Annotated in this window: 13 protein-coding genes and 1 tRNA gene; 7 read left to right on the top strand and 7 right to left on the bottom strand. The window is 67.0% G+C overall.

Features of this window, described 5'->3' with window-relative positions; genetic code table 11:
- Together EJI00_RS25280 and EJI00_RS23010 are read right to left on the bottom strand one after the other, a co-directional pair.
- Nucleotides 1-302: DNA-binding protein (locus EJI00_RS25280; protein WP_126749798.1), on the bottom strand; the 302-nt coding region annotated here is incomplete at its 3' end.
- 302 nt (nt 303-604) lie between these two features.
- Nucleotides 605-680, bottom strand: a tRNA-Ala gene (locus tag EJI00_RS23010).
- A gap of 103 nt (nt 681-783) precedes the next feature.
- On the opposite strand from EJI00_RS23010, the gene EJI00_RS23005 reads away from it, so the two are divergent.
- Nucleotides 784-1,650 carry an alpha/beta hydrolase gene (locus EJI00_RS23005; protein ID WP_126749797.1) on the top strand — a complete coding sequence of 289 codons (867 nt, stop codon included), beginning with the start codon at nt 784-786 and terminating at the stop codon, nt 1,648-1,650.
- A gap of 12 nt (nt 1,651-1,662) precedes the next feature.
- On the opposite strand, the gene EJI00_RS23000 is transcribed toward EJI00_RS23005, so the two are convergent.
- Nucleotides 1,663-2,640, bottom strand: a complete 978-nt coding sequence (locus EJI00_RS23000; protein WP_126749796.1) for a GMP reductase — start codon at nt 2,638-2,640, stop codon at nt 1,663-1,665.
- A gap of 205 nt (nt 2,641-2,845) precedes the next feature.
- On the opposite strand from EJI00_RS23000, the gene EJI00_RS22995 reads away from it, so the two are divergent.
- From EJI00_RS22995 to EJI00_RS22985, 3 genes are all read left to right on the top strand, one after another.
- Nucleotides 2,846-5,254: a UvrD-helicase domain-containing protein gene (locus tag EJI00_RS22995; protein WP_126749795.1), complete on the top strand. Its 2,409-nt coding sequence runs from the start codon at nt 2,846-2,848 to the stop codon at nt 5,252-5,254.
- A 119-nt stretch (nt 5,255-5,373) separates the two neighbouring features.
- Nucleotides 5,374-9,198: a DUF2339 domain-containing protein gene (locus EJI00_RS22990; RefSeq protein WP_126749794.1), complete on the top strand. Its 3,825-nt coding sequence runs from the start codon at nt 5,374-5,376 to the stop codon at nt 9,196-9,198.
- Nucleotides 9,195-10,736, top strand: coding sequence for a DUF3999 domain-containing protein (locus EJI00_RS22985; protein WP_126749793.1), 1,542 nt, complete (start codon nt 9,195-9,197; stop codon nt 10,734-10,736). The genes EJI00_RS22990 and EJI00_RS22985 overlap by 4 nt, the downstream gene beginning before the upstream one ends.
- Before the next feature lie 45 nt (nt 10,737-10,781).
- Here the strand turns inward: EJI00_RS22985 and EJI00_RS22980 are convergent, their stop codons facing one another.
- Genes EJI00_RS22980 through EJI00_RS22970 form a run of 3 tightly spaced genes read right to left on the bottom strand, consistent with a single transcriptional unit; the run spans nt 10,782 to nt 13,075 of the window.
- On the bottom strand, nt 10,782-11,612 hold the full coding sequence (locus tag EJI00_RS22980) for a BPSS1780 family membrane protein (protein WP_126749792.1): 831 nt from the start codon (nt 11,610-11,612) through the stop codon (nt 10,782-10,784).
- A gap of 10 nt (nt 11,613-11,622) precedes the next feature.
- Nucleotides 11,623-12,669 (bottom strand): homoserine kinase, encoded by a 1,047-nt coding sequence (locus EJI00_RS22975; protein WP_126749791.1) that lies wholly within the window; start codon nt 12,667-12,669, stop codon nt 11,623-11,625.
- Nucleotides 12,670-12,712: 43 nt separating this feature from the next.
- Nucleotides 12,713-13,075, bottom strand: a complete 363-nt coding sequence (locus EJI00_RS22970) for a hypothetical protein (protein ID WP_126749790.1) — start codon at nt 13,073-13,075, stop codon at nt 12,713-12,715.
- Nucleotides 13,076-13,172: 97 nt separating this feature from the next.
- Between EJI00_RS22970 and polA the strand changes: the two genes are divergently transcribed.
- The gene (gene polA / locus EJI00_RS22965; protein WP_126749789.1) at nt 13,173-15,995 is read left to right on the top strand and encodes a DNA polymerase I; all 2,823 of its coding nucleotides are present in this window, start codon (nt 13,173-13,175) and stop codon (nt 15,993-15,995) included.
- Here the strand turns inward: polA and EJI00_RS22960 are convergent.
- Entirely contained in the window at nt 15,951-17,498 is a 1,548-nt protein-coding gene (locus tag EJI00_RS22960) for an MFS transporter (protein WP_126749788.1), read from the bottom strand. The two genes, polA and EJI00_RS22960, sit on opposite strands and share 45 nt — an antisense overlap.
- Before the next feature lie 83 nt (nt 17,499-17,581).
- Here EJI00_RS22960 and EJI00_RS22955 point away from each other — a divergent pair, with 83 nt between their 5' ends.
- Nucleotides 17,582-18,544, top strand: coding sequence for a LysR family transcriptional regulator (locus EJI00_RS22955; protein WP_126749787.1), 963 nt, complete (start codon nt 17,582-17,584; stop codon nt 18,542-18,544).
- On the top strand, nt 18,541-19,836 hold the full coding sequence (locus EJI00_RS22950) for a M20/M25/M40 family metallo-hydrolase (RefSeq protein ID WP_126749786.1): 1,296 nt from the start codon (nt 18,541-18,543) through the stop codon (nt 19,834-19,836). Before EJI00_RS22955 ends, EJI00_RS22950 begins: the two co-directional genes overlap by 4 nt.
- Nucleotides 19,837-19,838 lie beyond the last annotated feature (2 nt).

The following is a 19,838-nucleotide window of genomic DNA, read 5'->3' as shown; positions in this document are numbered from 1 at the left end:
CGATGCACCTCCGTTCCGCGAGCACGGCGAACTTGCTCGGACTTGGTGGGTCGTCCCCGTTTGTTGGTGCTGACAACGTTCAGTTGCTGTGCTGAGTCGACGAGTGAGGGTGCGGATTTACCGCCGACGAAGCTGGCCAGCCATGCATCTACGTCCGGCCTGCGCCAGAGGAGGCGCTTGGTTTCAGGCAAACGGCAAATAGGTGGGAGCGATGCCGGCTTTCGCGATGCATCGCTTCTGATGCTGGCCGGTGACTTGTGGAGTACAGCGGCAAGCTGTTCCACACTGAGCAGTGTTTCCATGGAAGCCCCAAAAGGGGCCGCGGCCTGGCTTCGCCGCGGCAACCTGGTCTCCCGTTTAGACCAGACGCTTCACCGCTCTCGGCTGGGGTGCGTCCACATGAGTGAACGCACTAAGCTGCGTAGCCATTGCGCAACTGAGCGATATCGTATCAGTGCTTGGTGATTGGGCCAAGGTCGCTGTCCATGCGGCAGTGGGCCTGGTGCCACAAATTTGCCACAACGGACACGCAAAAACCTGCCAAAAATTGCAAATCAATGCCCTACACCGCAAGGCGTAAGGTATTGATTTACAAGGGAAATGTTGGTGGAGAGGATGAGGATCGAACTCACGACCTCCGCATTGCGAACGCGGCGCTCTCCCAGCTGAGCTACCCCCCCAACGCAAGCCGGATTTTAACCAGAACACCCCTGCAAGCGCATGCGGCAAACCCAGGATGCGCCAAGATGCGCGGTCTCCAAAAAAGAAGGAAGCAGGAACCGCATGGCATCGCACGACCCCGCCTGGCTGGAAGGCATGTACAACAATCTCGCGCGGGTGAAAGACCACCCGGCGTACTTCAAGCGATGGGCAGGCGATTCCGTTGCAGCGCGCGAGGCTCTTGGCGGCCGCATCGATGTGCCTTACGGCAAGGGCATCAACGAAACGCTCGACATCTTTCCCGCGCCCGTACCCGGTGCGCCGGTACTGGTGTTCATTCACGGCGGCTACTGGCGCGCGATGGACAAGCGCGACCATTCGTTCATTGCGCCTGCGTTCAACGACCGGGGTGTGTGCGTGGTCATGCCCAACTACGCGCTGTGTCCTGGCACGGCGGAGCAGCCTGTGACCGTGCCGGGCATCCTCATGCAGATGGTGCGTGCGCTCGAGTGGACGTGGCGGAACGCCGCGAGCTTCGGTGCGGACCCGTCGCGCATTACCGTGGCCGGGCATTCGGCCGGCGGCCACATGGCGGCCGCGCTGCTGGCCTGCAACTGGAAGGCAGTTTCGACCGACCTGCCGGCCCAGCTGGTGCGCAATGCGCTGTCGATCTCGGGCCTTTACGATCTTCGGCCGCTGCAGCGCACGCCGTTCCTGGAAAACGTGCTGAAGCTCAGCGATGCGGATGCGCGGCGCGCGAGCCCGGCGCTGTGGGCGGCGCCCGCGCGCGGCCAGCTGCATGCGGTGGTGGGCGGCGATGAAAGCGAGGAGTTCTTGCGCCACAACACGTTGATTCGCGAGGCATGGGGCCACAACACCGTGCCCGTGTGCGAAACGCTGCCGGGCCTGAACCACTTCAGCGTCGTCGATGCGCTGGCGGACCCGGCCCACAGGCTGCATCGCGACGCGGTACAACTCCTGGAGGCCTGACCCGGCCGGGGCTTACATCAGCAGGTGCTCGCCCGCGTTGTCGCCGCCCAGCGTGACGTAGTTGACCTTGCGGATGTCCATCAGCGTGCGGCCGCCCGCGTAGCTGATGGAGCTCTGCACGTCCTGCTCCATCTCGACCAGCGTCTCGGCCAGCTTGCCCTTGATGGGCTCGAGGATGCGCTTGCCCTCGACGTGCTTGTACTCGCCCTTGTTGAAGTCGCTGGCCGAGCCGTAGTACTCCTTGAAGAGCACGCCGTCGACTTCGACCGTCTTGCCGGGCGACTCCTCGTGTCCCGCGAAAAGCGAACCGATCATCACCATCGACGCGCCGAAGCGCACGCTCTTGGCAATGTCGCCGTGGTCGCGAATGCCGCCGTCCGCAATGATCGGCTTGGTTGCCACGCGCGCACACCACTTGAGCGCGCTGAGCTGCCAGCCACCCGTGCCGAAACCTGTCTTGAGCTTGGTGATGCAGACCTTGCCCGGGCCGATGCCGACCTTGGTGGCATCGGCGCCCCAGTTCTCCAGGTCGATCACGGCTTCGGGCGTGCCGACGTTGCCGGCGATCACGAAGGAACCCGGCAGCTTCTGCTTCAGGTAGCCGATCATGTTCTTCACGCTGTCGGCGTGGCCGTGCGCAATGTCGATGGTGATGTATTCAGGCACCAGGCCCTCGGCCGCCAGCTGGTCGACCGTGTCGTAGTCGGGCTTTTTCACGCCCAACGAAATCGAGGCGAACACGCCCTTGCCGTGCATCTCCTTGACGAACCTCACGTTGTCCAGGTCGAAGCGGTGCATCACGTAGAAGTAGCCGTTCTGCGCCAGCCAGAGGCAGATCGGCTCGTCGACCACCGTCTTCATGTTGGCCGGCACCACCGGCAGGCGGAAGCTGCGCGCGCCCAGCGTCACGCTGGCGTCGCACTCCGATCGGCTTTCCACGCGGCACTTGCGCGGCAGCAGAAGGATGTTGTCGTAATCGAAAATTTGCATGACCAGGCTCCTGAAAGGAATCGTTGAGAAGAACGAATGAGCGCTTGGTCCGGCCGGTTCCCGTGCCGCTTTCGGAAAGAAAACGGGCACAAAAAACCGGACGCAAGAAACTTGGGCCCGGTGATTGATTTTACGCAGTCTCGCCGCGGCGGGTCTTCCAGTTCTTCGTATAACCCGCATACGGGTTGGTTTCTACAATCGACGGATGTTGTTTAACGAACCTGCGGCTGATGCCAACCCCTCGGAACTGCCATTGCTGCAGAACCTGAACCCGGAGCAGCGCGCCGCGGTCACCTTGCCTGCGGGCAATGCTCTCATTCTTGCCGGCGCCGGCTCGGGCAAGACGCGGGTGCTGACCACCCGCATCGCCTGGCTGCTGCAGACGGGCCAGGTTTCCGCCGGCGGCATCCTGGCCGTGACCTTCACCAACAAGGCCGCCAAGGAAATGATGACGCGGCTGACGGCCATACTGCCCGTCAACGTGCGCGGCATGTGGATCGGCACCTTCCACGGCCTGTGCAATCGCTTGCTGCGCGCGCATTGGAAACTGGCCAACCTGCCTTCCACCTTCCAGATTCTCGACACGCAAGACCAGCTTTCGGCCATCAAGCGGCTGATGAAGCAGTTCAACGTCGACGACGAGCGCTTTCCGGCCAAGCAGACGCAATGGTTCATCGCGGGTGCCAAGGAAGACGGCCTGCGCCCGCGCGATGTCGAGATCCGCAGCGACGACGACCGCAAGAAGGTCGAGCTGTACCAGCTCTACGAAGAACAGTGCCAGCGCGAAGGCGTGGTCGACTTCGGCGAGCTCATGCTGCGCAGCTACGAGTTGCTGCGCGACAACGACCCGGTGCGCGAGCACTACCAGCGGCGCTTCCGCCACATCCTGATCGACGAGTTCCAGGACACCAACCGCCTGCAGTACGCGTGGATCAAGATGCTCTCGGGCACCACCGCGGCGGGCCAGTTCACGCCGGGCCAGAGCAGCGTGATTGCCGTGGGCGACGACGACCAGAGCATTTACGCCTTTCGCGGCGCGCGCGTGGGCAACATGGCCGACTTCGTGCGCGAGTTCGATGTGCAGCACCAGATCAAGCTGGAGCAGAACTACCGCAGCTACAGCAATATTCTCGATTCGGCCAACGAGCTCATCAGCCACAACAAGAAGCGGCTCGGCAAGAACCTGCGCACCGACCAGGGCCCGGGCGAACCCGTGCGCGTGTACGAGTCGCCCACCGACTTGGCCGAGGCGCAGTGGATGGTCGAGGAAATGCGCCAGCTCGTGCGCGACGGCTTCGACCGTAAGGAAATGGCCGTGCTCTACCGCAGCAATGCGCAGAGCCGGGTGATCGAAACGGCGCTTTTCAATGCCTCGGTGCCGTACCGCGTGTACGGCGGGCTGCGCTTCTTCGAGCGGGCCGAAATCAAGCACGCGCTGGCCTATCTGCGCCTGCTCGAAAACAAGGACGACGACACCAGCTTCCTGCGCGTGGTCAACTTTCCGCCGCGCGGCATCGGCGCGCGCACGCTCGAGCAGCTGCAGGACGCGGCGCGCACGGCCGGCCGCTCGCTGCACGATGCGGTTCATGCCGTGGGCGGCAAGGCGGGCTCGAACCTCACGGCCTTCGTCGCCAAGATCGACGTGCTGCGCGAGCAGACGCAGGGCGTCAGCTTGCGCGAGATCATCGAGCAGGTGCTCGACCACAGCGGCCTTATCGAACACTACAAGGCCGACCGCGAAGGCGCCGACCGCATCGAGAATCTGGAAGAACTGGTGAACGCGGCCGAAAGCTTTGTCACGCAGGAAGGCTTCGGCCGCGACGCGGTGGCGCTGCCCATCGACGAACTGCGCCAGTCGCCTGCGAGCCAGGGCATCGATGCGAGCCGGCCGCTCATCGACGAGCCGCTCGCGCCCGACGCCGAAACGGGCGAAACGCTGAGCCCGCTGGCCGCGTTCCTCACGCATGCCGCGCTCGAGTCGGGCGACAACCAGGCGCAGGCCGGACAGGACGCGGTTCAGCTGATGACCGTTCACGCGGCCAAGGGCCTGGAGTTCGACTGCGTGTTCATCACCGGCATGGAAGAGGGCCTGTTCCCGCACGAGAACTCGATGAGCGATTTCGAAAGCCTCGAGGAAGAGCGCCGCCTGATGTACGTGGCAATTACCCGCGCACGCAAGCGCCTGTACTTGAGCCATTCGCAAACCCGCATGCTGCACGGCCAGACGCGCTACAACGTGAAGAGCCGTTTCTTCGAAGAGCTGCCCGAAGGTGCGCTCAAATGGCTCACGCCGAAGAACCAGGCGTTCACGCCGTCGGCCTTCGGCTACGGCGGGGGCTATGCGAGCACGCGTGGCGGCGGTGGCAGTTACAGCAGCGGTAGCGGCTACGGCGGCGGCAGCAAGGACACCTTTGCAAGCCCGCCGGTGCCGCCGCAGAAAACCGCACCCTCGCACGGCCTGCGCTCGGGCATGCAGGTGTTCCACAACAAGTTCGGCGAAGGCACGGTGCTGTCGCTCGAAGGCACGGGCGACGACGCGCGCGCGCAGGTCAAGTTCACGCGGCATGGCGTGAAGTGGCTCGCGCTGTCGGTGGCCAAGCTCACGCCGGTGTAACGCTGCCGCAGTGCTATTAAACAAATAGCTGAGATTGCAATAGCCACGGGCGTTTCGGGCGGTTTCTAGAGAAGCAATCGCCGTACACTCCATGCTCGCCAAAACAAGGGGAGCTGAGGATGTGGTTCATTGGCATGATTGCCGGCCTTTTCATAGGGGCCCTGACCGAGTCTGTTCCGGCCGCGCTGATACTGGCGGTTGTCGGCGCGTTCGCGCTGCCGAAAATCATCGGGAAGAAGAGCGCCGCCGAACCTGAGCGCACCGAGGCTGAACGCGCGCAGCCTTCCGGCACCGCATCGGCGTCTGGCGCCGGCGCGGGCGCGTCGACTGCCCCCGCAGGCGGCATGCTGAAGCTGCAGCAGCGCGTGGCCGAACTCGAACAGCGCGTGAGCATGCTTGAACGTCGGCTGACGCAGGACGCTGGCGACGCGGCGCGCGCCGATGAGCAACCCGTCTCGACAGCAAGCGTCCCCGCAACATTGGCGGTGCAGCCAGTCCCCCAAGCCCCCCAAGTCGCACCGGCCGCCCCCATCACGCCGGTGCCCGTCGCACGGCCCGCACAGGCGGCCGCTGCCGCAGCCGCCGCAGCGCGTGCCTCGATGCCGGGCACATCGCCCGGAACTGCGGAGCCGGCTCCAGCGCCCGTGGCCCCCGCAGCCGCCAAATTGCCCGCAGCCGTGCCGCCGCCGGTCCGGCGCTTGCCTCCACCTCCGCCGCCTCCGGCAATTCCGCTGCGCGACCGCCTGCCCGCACCCATCGCCAACCTGATCTTCGGCGGCAACATGCTGGTGAAGCTCGGCGTGCTGATCCTGTTCCTGGGGCTCGCCTTTTTGCTGCGCTACACGGCCGAACGCGTCACGGTGCCTGTCGAACTGCGCTATGCGGCCGTGGCATTGGTGGGCGCCGGCCTGCTGGCGCTGGGCTGGTTCCTACGCCGCAAGCGCACCAGCTATGCGTTGATTCTGCAGGGTGCCGGCATCGGCGTCTTCTATCTGACGACGCTCGCGGCCATGAAGGTTCACGAGCTGCTGCCGCCGACGGCCGGCTTCGCTTTCCTGTTCGGCGTGGCCGCATTGAGCGCGGTGCTGGCGGTGCTGCAGAACGCGCCGCTGCTGGCCATCGTCGCCGTGCTCGAGGGCTTTGCGGCGCCGGTGCTTGCATCCACCGGGCAGAACCGGCCCGTGGGGCTCTTCACGTACCTGCTGGTGCTCGATGTCGGCATCGTGCTGATCGCCTGGTTCAAGGCGTGGCGCGTGCTGAACCTGATCGGCTTCGTCGGCACCTTCACGCTGGCCGCCGGCTGGGCTCAGAAGTACTACACCGACGACCAGTACGGCATCGTGCAGCCCTTCCTGATCGTGTTCTTCCTGCTTTTCGTTGCCATCGGCCTGCTGTTTGCGCGCCGCACGCTGTTCGATGCACCCGTGCAGCCTGCGCAGCCGCTGGCCGCACGCGCGCTGGACACGCTGCGCCGCGCGGGCCGAGTCGACAGCTCGCTCGTCTTCGGCGCGCCCATGGTCGCGTTCGGCATGCAGGTTCTGCTGATGCGGCCATGGGAATACGGCGCCGCCTTCTCGGCCATGGCGCTCGCGGCGTTCTATCTGGTGCTGGGCCGCCTGGTGTTCGCCACACAACCGAAGGGGTTGGCGCTGCTCGCGGAGGCCTACGCCATCGTGGGCGTGATCTTCGGCACGCTCGCCATTCCGCTAGGCCTCGAAGGCCGGTGGACGGGCGCGGCCTGGGCTGTCGAGGCGGCCGGCATGTACTGGCTGGGTGCGCGGCAAGGGCGCGTGTATGCGCGTGCCTTCTCGTTCCTGGTGTTCGCCGGTGCGGTGTGGAAGCTGCTCGAGGCCACGCAGCTCGATGCGGCGGCGGGGCATCCGCTGCTGCAGGGCTCGGTGATCGGGCCGATGCTGGTGGCGGTGAGCGCGTTCGCGATGTGGACCATCCACCGTCGCGCCAGGCTCGACGAGGGCAACGGCTGGGAGGCGCTGGTCGGCACCGCGTTGCCGTGGTTCGGCATGGGTGCGCTCACGCTGCTGCTGTGGCAATGGTTCACGCCGCCGTGGGCGGCGGCGGCAACGGCCGTGCTGGCTTCCGCCGCCTTTGCCGTGGCGGTGCGCTTCAAGCTCAGGCCGCTGGCATTCGTGACCTTCGGCATGCAGGCGCTGGCAGTGGCCGGCTTCATCGCCACCTTGCATCGCGCGGCCGATGATGCGCGCGGCAGCGCCGAGCAGGTGCTTGCAAGCGGCTGGCAGGGCGCGGTGGCTGCGAGCCTCATTGCACTGAGCCTGCTCGGCAGCGCCGCGTGGTCGATGCTGCAGGCGCACCGCGCCGCATTGGCGCGCGGCATTCAGCCGGTGTGGTCGCCGGGCAATGCCATCGGGGTGATCGCCGGCGTGAGCCTGCTGCATCTCGCGATGCTGTTCCAGGTGAGCCTTGCGCAGGCCGCGCTGCTGTGGCCGCTGACCGCGACTGTCGTGCTCTGGGTGGCGCTGCGCATTGCGCACAAGCCGCTCGCGGCGCTGGCGGGCGTATTGCAGGTCGTTTCGGCGCTGCTGCACGTCTTCGGTCAGATCTGGATCTTCTACGGCAATACCCCGCCGGCGGCTTTCGCGCACCTGGGGTTCTGGACGTCGGTGGTGCTGGGGCTCGCCGCCTTGCTGGCGGGCAGCTGGATGAGCGACGAGGCACGGCGGCGCGCCACCGACGGCATCACAACGGCCAAGCGCACGCGCTGGATCAACGACTGGTGCGCGAATCCGGCCGTGCTGTGGGCGCCGGTGATCTGGGGGCTGGGCTGGTGGCTCTTCGGGTGGCTTGCCGAAACCGCCGCGGTGCTGCACCGCAACGCAATGGCCGGCCATGTAGCCGCGGCTGCTCTCGCCATCGTGCTCGTTACCTCGGCTCTGTCGGCCGTGGTGGCGCACCGGCGCGGCTGGCCGCAGCTGGGCCGGGCCACGCTGGCCACTTTGCCGGGCTTGGTGCTGATCGCGGCCTACGGTGTTGCCTTGGCTGCGCCGCTGGTCTACGTGCCTTCGAGCGCGCTGGGCTGGGCTGCCTGGCCGTTGGCGCTGCTGTGGCACCTGCGGCTGCTGCATGCGCAAAAGCGCTGGCTTGCTCAGGCTGCGTTGGCGCCTTTGCACGTGGCCGGTTTCTGGTTCTTCTTGCTGCTTGCGGCGCGCGAGTGCCAATGGCAGCTCGGGCGCATCGGCGCGGAGTGGTCGAGCTGGCAATTGCTGGGCTGGGCCATCGTGCCCGCCGCCATGCTGTGGCTGCTGCGCTCGCGCGTGCTGCTGCAACGCTGGCCGGTCGCCGAGTACCGCGCCGCGTACCTCGAATTCGCGGCGATGCCGGTGGCCGCCTACCTGCTCGCATGGGTGTGGGTCACCAACGGCACGAGCCCGGGCGATGCGGCGCCGTTGCCCTACGTGCCGTTGCTGAACCCGTTGGAACTGGCGCAGTGGCTGGTGCTGTTTGCGCTGGTGCTCTGGTGGCGCGCCTTGCCGCAGGGTTCGTTCGCGCGCGTGCAGCCGATGGTCGCAAAGGGCGTGCTTGGCCTTACAGGCCTTGCGCTGCTGACCGGCGCGGTGCTGCGCAGTTGCCACCACTACGCGGGCGTCGAATGGCGCTTCGATGCGCTTTACGCATCGTGGCTCACGCAGGCGGCACTCTCGATCACGTGGGCCATTTGCGGCGTGATCGCGATGGTGCTCGGCCACTCTCGCGGCGTGCGCACGCTCTGGGTCGGCGGCGCCGCGCTGCTGGGCGTTGTGGTGCTGAAGCTGTTCTTCGTCGAACTGGCGGACAGGGGCGGCTTGTTCCGTATCGTGTCGTTCATCGCGGTCGGAGCATTGCTGTTGCTTGTGGGTTATTTCGCACCCGTGCCGCCGAAGAAGAACGAATTGGAGAAAGATGTGTTGGCCGAAGGAGGTGCAGCATGAAGCAGGGTGCGAAGCCATCGCGCCATGAGGTCCGTGGGGTGTGCGTTCGTTTGGCCGTGGCTTTGGCAACGGCCTGGTTCGGCGCGGCCTGGGCGCAGCCGGCCACCACCGGGCCCATTGCCTTGCAAGGCAACGGGCCGTACCACCAGCTCACGCTGCCGCTCGGCATCTACGCCCATGCCGCACACGGCGATCTGCGCGACCTGCGGGTGCGCAATACCGCCGGCACAGCGGTGCCCTACGCATGGCTGCGCAACGAGGCCGCGGCACCGCGCTTCACGTCGAAGGATGTGCCGATCTTTGCGCTGCCCGCGAGTGCCGCAGGCGCTGCCGACACGTCCGAAGACGCATCGTTGAACTTCAGGGTGCGGCCCGACGGCTCGCTGGCGCTGGCCCGCAAACCAGCGCGCAAGCAAGCCGAAGCGGCGCAGTGGCTCATCGATGCCAGCCAGCTCAAGGGCAGCCTGCTGCAGGCGCGCTTCGAAGTGGCGCCGGACGCGCGCGGCCTGTTCGCCTTCAGGCTCGAAGCCAGCGACGACCTGCGGCATTGGCGGCCGGTAGGCGGCGAAGAGCAACTGGTGCGGCTGGCCCATGGCGGCCAGACCATCGAACGTCTGGCGGTCGAGTTGGGCAACGTGCAAGCGCGTTTTCTGCGCCTGCGCTGGAGCGATCCGCAGAACGGAGCACCGCTGGTCAGCGTGGCGATCGACAGCGTGCAGGAGGTCGAACCCGTCGCGCCGCTCGAATGGTCGGGCGCGCTGAGGCCGGAGCGCTGCGGCGCCGACCATTGCGACTATGCGTTGCCGCGCGGGCTGCCGGTGGAAAGCCTGCGCATCGACCTGGCCGACGTCAACACGCTGGCACAGGTCGGAATTTCGGGCTTGCTCGCGGCCGTTCCCACGGTTGCCGCCGAGCCGGCGCGGGTGCCGCGCAATCCGCTGTACGCCTTGCGGCATCAGCAGCGCCGGCCGGCGCCGTCTTCTTCGGGCACTCCGGGCGAGGTGCCGCTGCTCGACGCCGTGGTGTATCGCCTCGCGCAAGCGGGCGGCGAAGCGCGCTCGCCGCTGCTGGCGCTCGACGGCACGAGCTATTCGCACCTGCGGCTTCGCACCTCGGGCCCGGTGAGCCTGCTGGGCGCGACGCCGCCGACGATTTCAGTGGGCGCCGCGCCGCGCACGCTGGTGTTCCTGGCGCAAGGTGCCGCGCCGTTTTCGCTGGTGTGGAGCGCGGTACCGGAAAAGAACGCAGTGCAGGGCGGTGCGCCGGGTGCGGCCCTGACGCTGGCCACGCTGATGCCGGGCTACACCGCGAACAAGCCTGTCGCGGCGGACCAGGCCAGCGTCACGTTGCCGACGCCGCCGGTTGCAGCGGTCGATGCCGCGGTGGCCGCTGCAGTGCAATTGCCGGTGCCCACGCAGCCTGACCCGTCGCGCAAGTGGTGGCTGTGGGGAGCGCTGGGTGTCGGCCTGCTGTTGCTGGCTGGCATGGCGTGGTCGCTTTTCGCGAGCCTGCGCAAGGACCGGGCAGCGGCCGATTGACGAAGAAAGCTTCGGGCGAAACCCGGAACTCCACCCGGGAGGTCGTCAGTTCGGATCGAAGCTGTCGCGGAAGGTGAACCAGGTCGAGCTCATCGACATGGCCGCAAGCACCAGCGCCGAGCCCACGATCAGCACATTGCCGATGGCCGCGGCGGCGCCGCCTCCGCCCACCGACCCGACACCGATCAGCACGGTGGCGACCAGGCCCATGGCGATGCCGGCGAGCAGGAACACGCCGAGCCATGCCAGGCCGAACAGCGCATAGGCGCCGAAGTTGCGAAACACCGCAACCACGCTGAAGAAAATGCTCTTCACCGGCTCCACGCCGTGCCAGTGCACGAGCGCGGGCGCATGCCACATGGCCAGCGAAAGCGGCAGGTTCAGGCACATCAGGAACATGCGCGCCACCTGGAAGTCGCTGCTCGCCATGGTCTCGGGCGTCAGCGCTTCGTCGAGCAGGTAGGCCTTCGCCAGCTGGCCGCCGTCGATGAACGTCGTCAGCAGCACGGCGAGCACGAAGTACACCGCGGAGATCACCCCCAGCTTGACCAGCGAGCGCCACTCGGTGCGCATGGCGGCAACCACCGCCACGAACATGGCGGAGCCGGTGGGGCGCTGCGCGTGGCCGGCGGTGCCGAGACCCTCGGCGTTGTCGGTGTAGGCCACCGACGTCGCCACCATCAGCCCCAGCGTCATGAAGGGCAGCAGCACCGGCGCCAGCACGCTGCCGAGCAGCGGCAGCAGCGACGCCGTCGAGATCAGCGCCATCATCAGAAAGAACAGCGAGATGAAGGCGAGCGGCTGCCGCCAGAAGGTCTTGAGTCCGAGGCGGACCCATGTAGCGCCGGTTCGCGCCGGCACGAGGTTGAGTTTCATTTTTTAAGGGTCAGGCGGCCAGCGGCTCGAGCGACTGCGCCATGGCGTGCGGGTGGGTGGCGCGCTCGCGCAGCACGCGCTCGAAGTGCGTCGGGTCGTGCGGCTTCAGCATGCTGGCTTCGCGCGGAAGATGGAAGTCCCAGAGCCGCGAAATCCAGAAACGCAGCGCCGCGGCGCGCAGCATGGCGGGCAGCAGGGCGCGCTCGGACGCATTCAGCGGTCGCACGGTTTCGTAGGCAGACAGCAGCGAGTCCGCGCGTTCGGCGTCGTGTTCGCCGGTCGGCAGGTCGATGGCCCAGTCGTTCAGGCACACGGCCAAGTCGAACAGCCAGGTGTCGGTGCCTGCGAAATAGAAGTCGAACACGCCGGTCAGGCGCGGAGCCGCGCCGGCGTCTTCGCCGGTCGCGAACATCACGTTGTCGCGAAACATGTCGGCATGCACGGGGCCGCGCGGCAGCGCCGCGTAGGCGGACGACTCGGCAATGTGGTTCTGGTAGGCGAGTTCGGCGCGCAGCAGCGCCGCCTGCGATTCGTCGACGTAGGGAACGACCACCGGTACGGTTTCGTTCCACCACGCAAGGCCGCGCAAGTTCGGCTGAATGCGCGGAAAGTCGCGCGCCGCCAGGTGCATGTGCGCCAACATTGCACCCAGTTCGGCGCAATGCGCGGCGTCCGGTGCCAGTTCGCTCCGGCCCGAGAGCCGCTGCACCAGTGCGGCCGGCTTGCCCGCCACCTTGAGCAGCAGTTCGCAAGGGGCGTTCGCGGGAATCGTCAGCGCATGGCCCGAGGGCGGCGCGATGGCCGGGTCTGCCACGGGCTCCGGCACCGGCAGGCCGCGGCCCGCCAAGTGCTTCATGAGACAAAGGTAGTAGGGGAGCTGCTCGGCGCTGAGGCGCTCGAACAGCGTCAGCACGGCCTCACCGGTTTCGGTGGTCGCGAAGTAGTTGGTGTTCTCGATGCCGCCCTCGATGCCGCGCAACTCGCGCAGGGGGCCCAGACCCAGACGCTGCACGAGCGCGTCTGCCTCGCCGAATTCGACTTCGGTAAAAACTGCCATGGCGGTGCTCAGCGTTGCGCTGCCGATTGAAGGCGCAGCACGGTCAGAATTTCATCACGTTCCAGACGCGCGGGCCGTTCCCGTTCGAGTCGGCCGAGCTCGGGCGTGCGCTGCCTGCGTCGTTGGGCAGCACTTCATAGCCGGGCACGTTGGCCTTCGGCTTCACGTTGATGCTTTGCGTGCGGCCGCCGTAGCGGACTTCGTCGACCGAAGCGCCGCTGTCTTCGGTGTGGATGTGCTCGACCTTCTGGTTGCGTCGGCCGTCGGGTTGCTCCTGATTTTGTAGCGGCTCGGCCGGCGCAGGCGGCCGGGCGGGTGCGGACTGCGCCTGAACGGCGGCAAAAGGAGCGGCAAAGGCCAGCGCCAGCAGAATGCGGCGGGCGACCAGGAGTGTGGGGCTAGGCATGCAAGGATTGTAGGCTTGGCGCCGCTTTCGAGGTGTCGGTCGCCAGCGTACGCCGCCGTGGTTCAGGGCGCCGCGCCGGGCACGGCAAAATGGCCTGATGACCGACAAGAAAACGCTGCTGCTCGTCGATGGCTCGAGCTATCTTTACCGCGCCTTCCACGCCATGCCCGACCTGCGGGCTGTGCCCGGCGATTCGAAGAGCCCCGCGACCGGCGCCATCCGCGGAATGATCAACATGATGACGGCGCTGCGCCGCGAGGTTCGTGCAGACTACGCGGCCTGCATCTTCGACGCGCCCGGCAAGACATTTCGCGACGACCTGTACCCCGAGTACAAGGCCAACCGCTCGCCGATGCCCGACGACCTGCGCAGCCAGATCGACCCCATCCACGAGGTGGTGAAGCTCATGGGCTGGCCCGTGCTCTGCGTGCCCGACATCGAGGCCGACGACGTGATCGGCACGCTCGCAAAAACCGCGGCGGGGCAGGGCATCGAGGTCATCGTGTCCAGCGGGGACAAGGACCTGAGCCAGCTGGTGGACGAGCACATCACCATCATCGATACGATGAACGGCAAGAAGCGCGACGTGGCCGGCGTCACAGCCGAGTTCGGCGTGCCGCCCAACCTGATGATCGACTACCAGACGCTCGTCGGCGATGCGGTCGACAACGTGCCCGGCGTCGAGAAGGTCGGCCCCAAGACTGCTGCCAAATGGCTGCTCGAATACGGTTCGCTCGACACGCTGGTCGAGCGCGCCGCCGACGTGAAAGGCCAGGCCGGCGAGAACCTGCGCAAGGCGCTCGACAAGCTGCCGCTGAGCCGCCAGCTCGTGACCATCCGCACCGATTGCGACCTGGCCGCGCATGTCGTCGGCCTGCCTTCGCTCGAAGGCCTTCCGGTGGGCGCGCCGCAAACCGCCGAGCTCAAGCCTTTCTACGAGAAGTTCGGCTTCAAGAGCCTGGTCAAGTCGCTCGAAGCGCTGGAAGTGCCGCCCGAGCTGATCGAGGAAAACATCAAGAAGCAGGCGGCCCGCGGCGGTGCTGCGAGCGCCGACCAGGGCGGGCTGTTCGACGAATCGGCCGAGCTCGGCGCGCTAGCGGCCGCATCGCCAGCGAGCAACCTGAAGTACGAGACGATCACGACCTGGGCCCAGTTCGACACCTGGCTCGCAAAGCTGGAAGCCGCGGACCTGGCCGCCATCGACACCGAGACCACGTCGCTCGATGAAATGGTCGCGCAGATCGTGGGCGTGAGCTTCAGCGTCGAGCCCGGCGAGGCGGCCTACATTCCGCTTGCGCACAACTACCCCGATGCGCCCGCGCAATTGCCGTTCGACGAAGTGCTCGCCAGGCTCAAGCCCTGGCTCGAAAACCCCGCGAAGAAAAAGCTCGGCCAGCACATCAAGTACGACCGCCACGTGCTTGCCAACCACGGCATCGAGGTGCAGGGCTATGCCCACGACACCATGCTGCAAAGCTATGTGCTCGAAGCGCACCGGCCGCACGGGCTTGCGAGCCTGGCCGAGCGCCACCTGGGCCGCAGCGGCATTTCGTACGAAGACCTGTGCGGCAAGGGCGCGCACCAGATTCCGTTCAGCCAGGTCGACGTTGCCAAGGCCGCCGAATATTCGTGCGAAGACAGCGACCAGACGCTCGACGTTCACCTGGCGCTGTGGCCCCAGATCGAGTGCGACGAAAAGCTGCGCTTCATCTATCAGCTCGAGATGGATTCGAGCGAGGCGCTCTACCGCGTCGAGCGCAACGGCGTGCTGATCGATGCGCCGACGCTCGCCGCGCAAAGCCATGAGCTCGGCACGCGCATCATGGCGCTCGAACAAGAAGCCTACGAGATCGCGGGCCAGCCCTTCAACCTGGGTTCGCCCAAGCAGATCGGCGAGATCTTCTTCACCAAGCTGGGCTTGCCGGTCGTCAAGAAAACGCCGAGCGGCGCGCCGAGCACGGATGAAGAAGTGCTCGAGAAGCTGGCTGAGGACTATCCGCTGCCCGCAAAGATCCTCGAGCACCGCGGCCTGTCCAAGCTCAAGGGTACGTACACCGACAAGCTCGGCCAGCTGGCCAACCCGCGCACCGGCCGCGTCCACACGCACTATGCGCAGGCGGTGGCGGTGACGGGGCGGCTCAGCAGCAACGACCCCAACCTGCAGAACATTCCGATCCGCACGCCCGAAGGCCGACGCGTGCGCGAAGCCTTCATTGCGCCGGCCGGCAGCGTGATTGCAAGCGCCGACTACTCGCAGATCGAGCTGCGCATCATGGCCCACATCAGCGGCGACGAGTCGCTGCTGCGCGCATTCCGCGAAGGCATCGACGTGCACCGCGCCACCGCGGCGGAGGTGTTCGGCTCCACGCCCGACCAGGTGTCGAGCGAACAGCGCCGCTATGCCAAGGTGATCAACTTCGGGCTCATCTACGGCATGAGCAGCTTCGGGCTCGCACGCAACCTGGGCATCGAGACCAAGGCCGCGGCCTCCTACATCGAACGCTACTTCGCGCGCTACCCGGGCGTGAAGGCGTACATGGACGAGACCAAGGCGCTCGCAAAAGAAAAGGGCTATGTCGAGACCGTGTTCGGCCGGCGCCTTTACCTGCCCGAGATCAATTCGCCCAACGGCCCGCGCCGCGGCGGTGCCGAGCGCGCGGCCATCAACGCGCCGATGCAGGGCACGGCGGCCGACCTGATCAAGCTCAGCATGATCAAGGTACAGAACGTGCTTGACGAGGAGAAGCGGGCCACTCGGATGATCATGCAGGTGCACGACGAACTGGTGTTCGAAGTGCCCGAGGCCGAGGTCGAATGGGTGCGCACCGAAATCCCGCGCCTGATGGCCAGCGTGGCCGAGCTGAAGGTGCCGCTGCTAGCCGAGATCGGCATCGGCCCGAACTGGGACAAGGCCCACTGAGCGCCGGCCGCGCCTGAAGAAGGCGTGGCTCGCCAATGCCAGCAGCCCCACGCCGATGCCGGCGTAGAGCATTGCGTCGCCGAACCCGTGGCGCAGGGCGGCCTGCGCGAGAGCGGGGCCTGCCGCCCCCGGCACGATGTCCAGCTTGCCCGCTGCCACGCTCTGCGCCAGTTGCAGCAACTCGCTGGCCCCCGCGCGCAGGCCGGCTTCGCCCAGGTGCCGCGCAATGCCGCTCACCAGCACGAAGCCCATCAGCGCAATGTTCAGGGCGAGCGTGATCAGCCGCGCGCTGAAGTCGATGCCCGAGGCCATGCCCGCGCGCGCGGCCGACACCGCGCCGGTGCTCGTGTTGGTAACGGGCGAGTTCGTGAGGCCCAGGCCGATGCCCGCAACCAGGCACGCGGCAATCACCCACGCGTCGCTGCCGCGCGCATTACCCGCGGCCATGAGCAGGAAGGCCAGCGCCATCAATCCAAGGCCGCCGGGAATCACGCGCTCGGCGCCGTGGCGCAGCGCCAGCCGCTCGGCCAGCGGCGGCACCAGCAGCGTGGGCAGCGTGTAGGCCAGCAGCGCCCAGCCGGCGCGCATCAGGTTATGGCCGAGCGCCGACTGGAAGTAGATCGGCAGGTAGATCATGAAGGGCCAGAAGCTGAAGTTCATGCCCACCGAACCCATCATCGCGCCGTTGAAGCGGTGGATGCGAAAAACCGAAAAGTCGAACATGGGATGCGCACTGCGCCGCTCGGCCGCGACGAACAGCGCGAGGCAAGCCAGCGCACCCGCCAGCAGCGCCAGCCCCACGCGGTTGCCGAAGCCCTGCACCGTGCCGAGCGTGATGAAGCAGACCAGCGCAAACACCGCAAGCGTGAGCGTGAGCATGCCCGCCACGTCGAGGCGGTGTGCGTCGGGGTCGCGCGACTCCTGCACGCTGGCGCGCACCAGGCCCAGCGTGAGCAGCGCCAGCGGGGCATGCACCAGAAAGACCCAGCGCCAATCGGCCAACGCCACGATGGCGGCGCCCACCAGCGGACCGAAGCCCAGCCCGATGCCCGCCACCACGCCCCAGACCGCGAAGGCGCGCGAGCGTGCCGCGGGCTCCCGGAACTGCTGCGACAGGATGGCGAACTGGCAGATCATCATGGTGCCGGCGCCCACGCCCTGCACGAAACGCGCGGCAATCAGGAGCGGCGCATTCGTCGCCCAGCCGCATGCCAGCGATGCCAGCCCGAACAGCCACAGACTGGCCACCAGCACGCGGCGTCGGCCGTACCGGTCGGCCAGTGTGCCGGCGGCCATCAGCACCGAGGTGCAGGCCAGCGTGTAGGCATTCATGATCCACTGCGCGTCCTGGAAGTCGGCGTGCAGCACGCGCTCGAGCTCCGGCAGGATCACCGGCACGCTGGAGATTTCGAGGCCGAACATGAGGGCGACGAGGCAGACGGCGGTGAGCGCGGCGGCATCGCGGCGCGGGTTGGTAGTTGAAGCAGTAGAAGACGGTGTCATGCCGCCATCTTGTCGGGAAACAGATTCTTCATTGAGGACATCGATTCAGCAGATTCGGGAACCAAAAGGCACAATCCCGAGCCATGACCGATCGTTTCGATGGCATCCAGACTTTTCTCGAGGTGGTCGAAAGCGGCAGTCTCACGCTCGCGGCCGAGCGGCTGAACCTCACGCGCTCGGCCGTGGGCAAGGCGCTCGCGCGGCTGGAGGCGCGGCTCGGCGTGCGCCTGCTCCAGCGCACCACCCGCAGCCAGAGCCTGACCGAGGAAGGGCAGGCCTACTACGAGCACTGCCTGCGCGCGCAGGCCGAACTGGAGGCCGCGGAATCGGGCCTCGAAAGCGGCCGGCGTGAGCCGCGCGGCCGCCTGCGGGCCAGCCTGCCGCTGGCCTTCGGACATCACCATGCGGCGCCGGCGCTGCTGGGCCTCATCGAGCGCTATCCGCAACTGCAGGTGGACATTGCCATCAGCGACCGCGTGGTCGACCTCGTGCAGGAGGGCTACGACCTGGCGGTGCGGATCGGCGAACTGCCCGACACCGACCGGCTGGTGGCCCGTCGGCTCGGCGAGCAGACCATGAGGCTGGCGGCCGCGCCGGCCTACCTGGCGCGCTTCGGGCGGCCGGCTGACGTGGCCGCGCTGGCGCAGCACCGGGGCATCGACTATTGCGGTCCCGGCCAGTCGCAGCGCTGGGAACTGCGCGATCCGCAAGGCCGCGAGCACACGGTGCATCTGCCCTGGCATGCGCGGCTGAACGACCTGCAGGCGGTGGCCGACGCGGCCATTGCAGGTGCAGGACTCGCCTGGTTGCCGAACTGGCTGCTGGCACGCTACGTGCAATCCGGACAACTCGAGCCCGTGCTGACCGACCACCGCGCCGCGGCCATGCCCATCCATGCGCTGTGGCCACGCTCGCGGCACATGCCCGCGAAGACGCGCTGCGCAGTCGACGCGCTGGTGGCCGCGATGCCGGCCTGCATGGAAGAATGCCGAACCCGCCCGGTGTCCACCGCGCGGACCAGAAAAACACAAGGAAGCCGTTCATGACCCTGTTCCCCGTTCGTTCCTGGTGCCGCGCAGGCGGCGCACTCCTGATTGCCGCAGCCTGCCAGGCCGCGCTGGCCGCACCCGATGCGCGCATCGCCTCGCTGGCCGCCGAGCAGAAGCAGCCGCTGCTCCATTCGCTTTCGCAGCTCGTGGGCATCGAGTCCGGCAGCCGCGATCTCGAGGGCCTGGAGAAGATCTCGGATCTCATCGCCGGCAAGCTCAAGGCGCTGGGCGGCGAGGTCGAGCTCATCGACACCAGCGCCGAGGCCTACCGCATGGAAGACACGCCCGAGAAGATGGGCCGCGTGGTGCGGGCCACCTTCAAGGGCACGGGCAAGAAGAAGATCATGCTCATTGCGCACATGGACACGGTCTACACCGTGGGCATGCTCGGCAAGCAGCCGTTCCGCGTCGAAGGCGACAAGGCCTACGGCCTCGGCATTGCAGACGACAAGCAGGGCGTGGCGGTCATCATCCACACGGTGGCGATGCTGCAGGCGCTCAAGTTCAAGGAATACGGCACGCTCACCGTGCTGATCAACGGCGACGAGGAAATCAGTTCGCCCGGTTCACGCGCGCTCATCACGCGGCTCGGCGGCGAGCATGACGCGGTGCTGTCGTTCGAAGGCGCCTCGGTCAAGGAAGACAAGCTCTCGCTTGCCACCGCGGGCATCGCCTCGGTCACGCTCAACGTCACGGGCAAGGCATCGCATGCGGGCTCTGCGCCCGAGCTGGGCGTGAACGCGCTCTACGAACTCTCGCACCAGGTGCTGCAGATGCGCGACCTGTCAGACCCGGCAACGGGCCTGAAGATGAACTGGACCATCTCGAAGTCGGGCAGCAACCGCAACGTGATTCCGGCGAGTGCCACCGCCAGCGCCGACGTGCGCGTGCTGAAGGTGAGCGACTACGACCGCATCGAGCAGCAGGTGCAGGAACGCGTGAAGAAGCAGCTGATTCCCGAGGCCAAGGTCGAGCTGAAGTTCGAGCGCCGCCGTCCGCCGCTCGAAGCCACCGACGCCTCGCGCTCGCTGGCCGCGCACGCGCAGCGCATCTACAAGGACGAGATCGGCAAGCCGCTGGGCGCTGACGACAAGGCCGCCGGCGGCGGTACCGACGCGGCGTTTTCCGCCCTCAAGACCAAGGCGCCGGTGGTCGAGCGCTTCGGCCTGCAGGGCTTTGGCGCGCACTCGGCCGATGCCGAATACGTGCTGGTCGATTCCATCGAGCCGCGGCTCTATCTTGCGACCCGCATGGTGATGGACCTTTCGCGCAACAAGGTGGGCAACTGACC

The sequence above is a fragment of the Variovorax sp. DXTD-1 genome, from assembly GCF_003984625.1.
In the GTDB taxonomy this organism is placed as follows: Bacteria; Pseudomonadota; Gammaproteobacteria; order Burkholderiales; family Burkholderiaceae_C; genus Variovorax.
This window is presented reverse-complemented; position numbering and strand designations above follow the sequence as displayed.

Excerpts from the sequence above, each read along its gene's own strand:
- EJI00_RS23005 (WP_126749797.1), top strand. The coding sequence starts at position 784 with ATGGCATCGCACGACCCCGCCTGGCTGGAAGGCATGTACAACAATCTC.
- EJI00_RS23000 (WP_126749796.1), bottom strand. The coding sequence starts at position 2,640 with ATGCAAATTTTCGATTACGACAACATCCTTCTGCTGCCGCGCAAGTGC.
- EJI00_RS22995 (WP_126749795.1), top strand. The coding sequence starts at position 2,846 with ATGTTGTTTAACGAACCTGCGGCTGATGCCAACCCCTCGGAACTGCCA.
- EJI00_RS22990 (WP_126749794.1), top strand. The coding sequence starts at position 5,374 with ATGTGGTTCATTGGCATGATTGCCGGCCTTTTCATAGGGGCCCTGACC.
- EJI00_RS22985 (WP_126749793.1), top strand. The coding sequence starts at position 9,195 with ATGAAGCAGGGTGCGAAGCCATCGCGCCATGAGGTCCGTGGGGTGTGC.
- EJI00_RS22980 (WP_126749792.1), bottom strand. The coding sequence starts at position 11,612 with ATGAAACTCAACCTCGTGCCGGCGCGAACCGGCGCTACATGGGTCCGC.
- EJI00_RS22975 (WP_126749791.1), bottom strand. The coding sequence starts at position 12,669 with ATGGCAGTTTTTACCGAAGTCGAATTCGGCGAGGCAGACGCGCTCGTG.
- EJI00_RS22970 (WP_126749790.1), bottom strand. The coding sequence starts at position 13,075 with ATGCCTAGCCCCACACTCCTGGTCGCCCGCCGCATTCTGCTGGCGCTG.
- polA (WP_126749789.1), top strand. The coding sequence starts at position 13,173 with ATGACCGACAAGAAAACGCTGCTGCTCGTCGATGGCTCGAGCTATCTT.
- EJI00_RS22960 (WP_126749788.1), bottom strand. The coding sequence starts at position 17,498 with ATGACACCGTCTTCTACTGCTTCAACTACCAACCCGCGCCGCGATGCC.
- EJI00_RS22955 (WP_126749787.1), top strand. The coding sequence starts at position 17,582 with ATGACCGATCGTTTCGATGGCATCCAGACTTTTCTCGAGGTGGTCGAA.
- EJI00_RS22950 (WP_126749786.1), top strand. The coding sequence starts at position 18,541 with ATGACCCTGTTCCCCGTTCGTTCCTGGTGCCGCGCAGGCGGCGCACTC.